Source organism: Pseudomonas sp. P5_B2 (genome assembly GCF_056400445.1).
In genome coordinates this window covers 1-7,283 of record NZ_JBFULH010000205.1, presented here as the reverse complement: position 1 = coordinate 7,283, position 7,283 = coordinate 1, and the positions used below count along the sequence as shown (strand labels likewise).

The 7,283-nt window shown below is 61.5% G+C and carries 5 protein-coding genes; 3 read left to right on the top strand and 2 right to left on the bottom strand.

Features of this window, described 5'->3' with window-relative positions:
- Together AC1DRJ_RS15945 and gliR are read right to left on the bottom strand one after the other, a co-directional pair.
- Positions 1-774: Tc toxin subunit A (locus AC1DRJ_RS15945; protein ID WP_477803008.1), on the bottom strand; the 774-nt coding region annotated here is incomplete at its 3' end.
- Between the two features lie 201 nt (positions 775-975).
- Positions 976-2,004, bottom strand: a complete 1,029-nt coding sequence (gene gliR, locus AC1DRJ_RS15940; RefSeq protein ID WP_477803007.1) for an AraC family transcriptional regulator GliR — start codon at positions 2,002-2,004, stop codon at positions 976-978.
- Positions 2,005-2,214: 210 nt separating this feature from the next.
- Between gliR and AC1DRJ_RS15935 the strand changes: the two genes are divergently transcribed.
- The 3 genes from AC1DRJ_RS15935 (at position 2,215) to AC1DRJ_RS15925 (ending at position 7,226) form a co-directional block, all read left to right on the top strand.
- Positions 2,215-3,810: an FAD-binding oxidoreductase gene (locus AC1DRJ_RS15935; RefSeq protein WP_477803006.1), complete on the top strand. Its 1,596-nt coding sequence runs from the start codon at positions 2,215-2,217 to the stop codon at positions 3,808-3,810.
- Positions 3,811-3,815: 5 nt separating this feature from the next.
- Positions 3,816-5,420, top strand: coding sequence for a glycerol-3-phosphate dehydrogenase/oxidase (locus AC1DRJ_RS15930; RefSeq protein ID WP_477803005.1), 1,605 nt, complete (start codon positions 3,816-3,818; stop codon positions 5,418-5,420).
- Between the two features lie 237 nt (positions 5,421-5,657).
- The gene (locus AC1DRJ_RS15925; protein WP_477803009.1) at positions 5,658-7,226 is read left to right on the top strand and encodes an FGGY-family carbohydrate kinase; all 1,569 of its coding nucleotides are present in this window, start codon (positions 5,658-5,660) and stop codon (positions 7,224-7,226) included.
- The last annotated feature ends 57 nt before the right edge of the window (positions 7,227-7,283 follow it).

Below are 7,283 nucleotides of genomic sequence, written 5' to 3'. Positions count from 1 at the left end.
CCCCAGCAGGCACTGATGGTGGAAAAACTCATAGGGGAGGGCAAAGGGATAACACCGTTGCGCCAGAACCTCATAGGTCGATTTGCCTTTGTCGTCGGTGGTCTTCAGCGCGTCCTGGATATTGCGGTCCAGAATGGCGTTGACTATCCCGAGCATCGGTTGCGCAGTAAACGTACTTTGCTGATCTATCGACAGTTCGGGCAGATCCGGACGGCGTTTTTCCAACAGGATTCGGTGTTTTTTTTCATCCGCCGATTGCGAGGGGCAGCACTCCAGTTGCAAGGCAAACAGGTACAGCGCTCTCAGGTAGGCGACCGGTGAGTCAATGGCCGCGATCGAATCGTTCTTGCAGGCGTCGTCCCAGTTTTCCTTGAACTGATGGGTGTAGGTGGGGCCTTGTTCCGTGACCGCGCGAATACCCAAGGGGTGCCACTGATGCTGTGCCACGCCGCCTGAAGCTTGCTGCTCCCGATACAGGGCGCTGACTTGGGCGGCGTAACATCTGGCGTTGTTGTAAAGCGACTGAGTGTCAATGCTGAGCGTTGCATAATCCGTAGCCTGATCTGCCTGCGGCACCGCCTGCTTCACTCTGATTGCGGTATCGACGCGAAGCTTGAAGTCGGCTTCGGTGAGTCGGGAAATGTCGAACACCGAGGTGAGCTTCAGATCTTTGAAAAGCGCTTCAAGTTTTGTTTTTTGTGCGTCATCGGAACTGTAGGCCTTGATCAAAATGTCGAGTAAGGATTGATCGTTGCCTGGGGCATTGCCGTCCATGCTTGTGAATCTCCATTAGGTGGAGACATCAACATTACGGCGTGGCAGGGGGAAAGGCTGTCAGCTACCCCATTCAGTAGGTGCTGGATGTTTCTCCACTTGGCAGGGGAAGGAGGCAGGAAGACTGTAGGATTTTGAAACAACGCAGGCAGGAGAGTTTGCCAATCAACTGGGCGCGGGAAGGGATCTGCGTGACGATTTTCAGTTTTCGTCCGGCACCCGGTGGGTTTGGCGAAACTCGCCGGGCGGCATCCCGCGCCGGCTTTTGAACGTACGGTGAAACGAGCGGGGTTCAGTGAAACCCAGATACTGGGCGATGTCCTGAATCGGCAAGGTGCTGTTGAGCAGGTAATGCTCGGCCAGTTCCTGGCGCAGGTCATCGAGGATCTGCTGGTACGACGTGCCGGCCTGATGCAGTTGGCGTTGCAGTGTGCGCACTGACACGGCGAGATGCTCGGCTACTTGCTCTTTGCGTGGCAGGCCTTCCTTGAGCAACTGGCGCAGTATGCTTTTGACCCGCTGTTCCAGCGACGCGTCCTCCAGTGTGGCCATTAACCCCATGGCATGTTCTTCCAGGGTGCGCAGCAATTGCGCATCGGCCTGGCGCAAGGGCAACTGCAAATACGGTAACGGCACAATCAGCGCCGAATAGGGCTGATCGAACAGTACCGGGCAGTCGAAGAACTGTTCGTATTGCACCAGCGTCGTATCAGCCGGTCGTGGATGTTCCAACCAGACCGCGGCCGGCGACATCTGCGTATCAGCGATCCAACACGCGTATTGCAGCCAGGAACCGAGCACGTTTTCCACCAGGTGCCGGCGGATTCGCGGGCGTTGATAGCGGCATGTCCAGATCAGGTGCACGTGACTGTCCTGCACCTCGGCACGGCTGACGCCCATGTCGCCCACCAGTTTCTCGAACGGCATGATGCGACTCATGGCGTCGCCCAGTGTTGCGCAGTTCATGGTGATGTAACCCAGCACGCTCCAGGAGTTGGGCAGCACAAAACGCGCAGCGTTGAGACCGAACAACGGATCGCCCGAGTGTTCGCAGAAATAATCGAGTAGCCGTTCATGGGCTTCACCGGGCAACCGCAGGCTATTGTCACTCAACTGCTGCGCCTGCAACCCGGCAGCCGCCAGCGCAGGCTCGATGGCCATGCCCAGTTGTTCGGCATGACGCAGGTATTTGAGCAGCGGCGGAACTGAGGTGAAGCCCAGGGAATGCATGATCGTCTTCCTTTGATCAAGACCCGCGTGCGCGGATGAATGCGCTGAAAGGTAATTTGAAACCACGGCTAAAGTAAATGGCTGACGCCTGCGCGACGTTTGACTCAATTGGCTACTCGAACTGGCCCGATGCGACCGTGACACTTTCGGGCAGCTGACTAGTATGGGGGCCTGAAATATCACTGATCAGAACCGCAAAAGGACACACGCATGCGACGCTGGAACGGCTGGGGAGATGCAACCACGGTGGTCGAACTGCCGGCCCAGGGCGCGAGTTTTCTCGCCCGGCGGGTGGGTGACGGTCGAGCGCTGCCCGATGCGACGCTTGAGTCGGCATTGGCCCGGGTGCCGGCCTCGCGGTTGCAGCAACACCCGTTGTACAGCGTGGATGCCCATGATCGTTTGCTGCATGCTCGGGGTCAGAGCCTGTCGGACTGGCTGGCATTGCGTGAAGGCGCGTTGGGGAATTATCCCGACGCCGTGGCCTTCCCCGAAAGCGCCGAACAGATCCGCCAATTGCTGGCCCTCGCCCATGAGCAGGACCTGTGTCTTATTCCCTATGGCGGCGGCACTTCGGTGGCCGGGCACATCAATCCACCGGGTTCCGCGCGGCCCGTGGTGACGGTTTCCCTGGCCCGCATGAATCGCCTGCTGGACCTCGACGAACAGAGCCTGCTGGCCACGTTCGGCCCCGGCGCGACAGGGCCGCAGGTGGAAAGTCAGTTGCGCGCCCGGGGTTACACCCTCGGGCATTTCCCGCAGTCGTGGGAGCTCTCGACCCTGGGCGGTTGGGTCGCCAGTCGTTCCAGTGGCCAGCAGTCTTTGCGCTACGGGCGCATCGAGCAACTGTTCGCCGGTGGGACCCTGGAAACCTTTGCCGGACCTTTGGAAATCGCCACCTTTCCGGCCTCGGCGGCCGGTCCCGATCTGCGCGAGGTGGTGTTGGGCTGTGAGGGGCGTTTCGGGATTATTTCCGAGGTCAAGGTACGGGTCAGCGCACTGCCTGCCGATGAACGTTTCTACGGGGTATTTCTGCCCGATTGGCCCAAGGCACTGCAAGCCATTCGCCAGTTGGCCCAGGCGCGCGTGCCGTTGTCCATGCTGCGCTTGTCCAACGCGGTGGAAACCGAAACCCAGTTGGCGTTGGCCGGGCACCCGCAGCAGATCGCCTGGCTGGAAAAGTACCTGTMTCTGCGCGGTGCCGGTGAAGGCAAATGCCTGCTGACATTCGGCGTGACTGGTAATCGCCGGCAAAATGCGCTGTCCCTGAGTCAGGCCCGGCAGCACCTCAAATCGTTCGGTGGGGTGTTTACCGGCACCTTGCTCGGCAAGAAATGGGCGCAGAATCGTTTCCGATTTCCTTACCTGCGGGAAAACCTGTGGAACGCCGGTTATGTCGTGGACACTCTGGAAACAGCGACCGACTGGAGCAACGTCGATAATCTCCTGACCCTGGTCGAAAACAGCCTGCGCGACGCTTTGGCGGCTGAAGGCGAACGGGTGCATGTCTTCACCCATTTGTCCCATGTCTACGGCGAAGGCTCGAGTATCTACACCACCTATGTGTTTCGCCCGGCGGCGGATTACCCCGCGACCCTGGCACGCTGGCAGGCGCTCAAGCAGGCGGCCAGCCAGACCATCGTCGACAACCACGGCACGATCAGTCACCAGCATGGCGTGGGCAAGGACCACGCGCCGTACCTGCTGCGCGAAAAAGGCGCGCTGGCAATGGACACCCTGCAGGCGCTGAGCCGGCACTTCGATCCGGCCGGGCGACTGAACCCCGGTACGCTGTTGCAGGAGTGACGGTCATGAGCCTGGACTGGAACGCCGCGAGGCGTCAGCAAGTGCTGCCGACATTGGCGGATGAAACCTGGGACCTGATCGTCATCGGCGGCGGCATCAGCGGCGCCGGTATCCTGCGCGAGGCTGCGCGCCGTGGCTGGCGCTGCCTGCTGCTGGAACAGCGCGATTTCGCCTGGGGCACCTCCAGCCGATCCTCGAAAATGGTCCATGGCGGCTTGCGTTACATCGCCAAGGGCCAGTGGCGCCTGACCCGCGATTCGGTCCGCGAACGCCAGCGCCTGCTCGACGAAGCGCCGGGGCTGGTGGAGCCGATGAGTTTCATGATGCCGCATTACCGTGGCGGCTTTCCCGGACCACGGGTGCTGGGTGGTTTGTTGTCCATCTATGACGCGTTGGCCGGGCGGCGCAGCCATCGCTTCCATGACGCGCAACAACTGCGTTATCTGGCGCCGGGGGTCAAGGAACATGACCTGCTGGGTGGCACCTGTTTTGTCGATGCACTGACCGATGATGCCCGTCTGGTAATGCGCGTATTGGGCGAGGCCCGGGCCGACGGCGCAGTGGTGCTCAACGGCGTACGCGTGCAGCAATTGCTGCGTGAAGCGGGGCGGGTTTGCGGGGTCCGGGTCGAGGACTGCGAAGGTGGCGCGTCACTGCAATTGCGTTGTCGCGTGTTGGCCGTGGCCACTGGCGCCTGGGCCGAGCGTTTGCGCCTGCCCGATGCGCCTCGACAGTTGCGCCCGTTGCGTGGCAGTCATTTGTTGTTGCCGGGCTGGCGCCTGTCCGTGGCGCAAGCCTTCACCTTCCTGCACGAGCGCGACCGTCGACCGGTGTTCGTTTTCCCTTGGGAGGGTGCCACGGTGGTTGGCACCACGGACCTCGATCATCACGGCGATCTGGACCAGAGCGCGAGCATCAGCCCTGAAGAACTCGACTATCTGCTGGCGGCCTGCACCCAGCAGTTTCCCCAGGCTGAAGTGGTCGCGGCCGATGTGTTGTCGACGTGGTCCGGTGTGCGCCCGGTGGTGGGCAGCGCTGCGGGTGAACATCAAGGCAAACCGTCGAATGAAACCCGTGAGCATGTGCTGTGGCAGGAACCGGGTTGCGTGACCCTGGCCGGCGGCAAGCTGACCACCTTCCGCCCGCAGGCCATCGAGGTGCTCAAGGCCTGCGCGAGCATGCTCGGCCGTCGATTCAATGATGACGCCGCGCCGGTGTTTGCCGTCGTGCCGCCGCTGGCGATCCCCGGACTCAGTGGCAGCCAGTGGCGGCGCCTGGCGGGGCGGCATGGCCGGAACCTGCCGAGGCTGGCGAAACTGATCGCGGAACTGGGCCATGACAGCGTTGGCGCCACTGACACTTTGTGGGCGGAACTGGCCTTTGCCTGTGATTCGGAAATGGTCCTGCACCTGGATGACCTGCTGCTGCGCCGCACCCGTCTGGGCCTGCTGCTACCGCGCGGCGCCATGGACTATTGGCCGGCCATTCGCCGACTCTGCCAGCCACGACTGGGCTGGGACGATGAGCGCTGGCAGCAGGAGCAGCAGCGCTACCAGGCGTTGTGGCAACGCCATCATGGTTTGCCCAGCAGTCGCATTGAGCACCCGTAACCCTGTAACTCCGCAACCCTGTAGCAGCTGTCGAACGCAGCGAGGTGGCGTTCGGCGGCGAAGCCGTCGCAAAACCACCAACCCGGTGTTTCAGAAAAAACCGGGAGCAGGGATGACGAGAACGTTGTTCTCGGACGCAGCCTCGCTGCGCTCGACAGCTGCTACAGGGCTACGGGTGCTACACGGAAAATAAAAATTCAGGAATGTGCGCGACCCATGCCCATTGAAGAGAGCTCCATGGATAACCACCCGAACAAGCGTTACCTGTTGGCCATCGACAATGGCACCCAGAGCGTGCGCGCGCTGCTCTTCGACCTGCAGGGCAACCTGCTGGGCAAAGGCAAGGTCGAGTTGCAGGCTTATTACTCGACACAACCCGGCTGGGCCGAGCAGGACCCGGAGTATTACTGGGCGAAATTGGGCGAGGCCTGCCAGCAGGTGTGGCAGCAAACCGGGATCGATCGTTCACAGATTGCCGGGGTATCCCTGACCACTCAGCGCGGTACGTTGATCAACGTCGATGCCCAGGGCAAGCCGCTGCGCCCGGCGATCCTGTGGCTCGATCAACGCCAGACCGAAGTCGACGGCAGGATCAAGGGACCATGGGGCTGGCTGTTCAAACTGGTTGGCGCGCAAGCCACCGTGGATTATTTTCGCGCCCAGGCCGAAGCCAACTGGATCGCCCGCCACCAGCCTGAAGTCTGGGCGGCAACCGACAAGTTTTTGCTGCTCTCGGGGTTTCTCACCCATCGCCTGTGCGGGCGCTTTGTCGACTCGGTGGGCTGTTGCGWAGGCTACCTGCCGTTCGATTTCAAACGTCTGAAATGGGCCGCGCCCAGCGACTGGAAATGGCAGGCGCTGGCGGTGCGTCCCGAGCAACTGCCGAGCCTGCTCAAACCTGGTGAAACCTTGGGTTACATCAGCGCCGAGGCCAGCCGTCACACCGGCATTCCCGAGGGGCTGCCACTGATCGCAGCGGGTGCCGACAAGGCCTGCGAAGTCGTGGGCTCCGGTGTCGTCGACGCTGACACGGTGTGCCTGTCCTACGGCACCACCGCGACGATCACCAGTACCCGGTCGCGTTATCTTGAAATCGTCCCGTTGATTCCACCGTACCCGTCTGCGGTGCCAGACCAATACAACTGCGAGGTGATGATTTATCGCGGCTACTGGATGGTCAGCTGGTTCAAGAACGAGTTCGGACTGCGGGAAATGCAGCAGGCCAAAACGTTGGGCGTGGAGCCTGAGCAACTTTTCGATGCACTGGTCGACGCCGTGCCGCCGGGGTCCATGGGGCTGATGCTGCAACCCTACTGGTCGCCGGGCATCCGTGAGCCCGGTGTGGAAGCCAAGGGCGCGATGATCGGCTTCGGCGACGTGCATACCCGCGCGCACATTTACCGGGCGATCATCGAAGGTCTGGCGTATGCCTTGCGTCAGGGCATGGAGAACATCGAAAAGCGTTCGAAGACCTCCATCAAGCGATTGCGAGTTGCCGGAGGTGGTTCCCAGAGCGATGCGGCGATGCAGCTCACGGCCAACATATTCGGCTTGCCGGCCGAGCGCCCGCATGTCTACGAAGCGTCCGGTCTGGGCGCGGCCGTTTGCTGTGCGGTGGGGCTGGGTTTGCACGCGGATTTTCCCACGGCGATCGCGGCCATGACCCGCGTAGGTGCGGTCTTTCTGCCGCAACCCGAGGCGCAGCAGATCTATGAGCGACTGTACAAAGAGGTGTACCTGCGCATGTATCGACAGCTTAAACCGTTGTACCAAAGCATCCGCAAAATCACCGGTTATCCCGCCTGAAGAACACCACTGGTCCCCCTGTGGGAGCGAGCCTGCTCGCGAAAGCGGTGTGTCAGT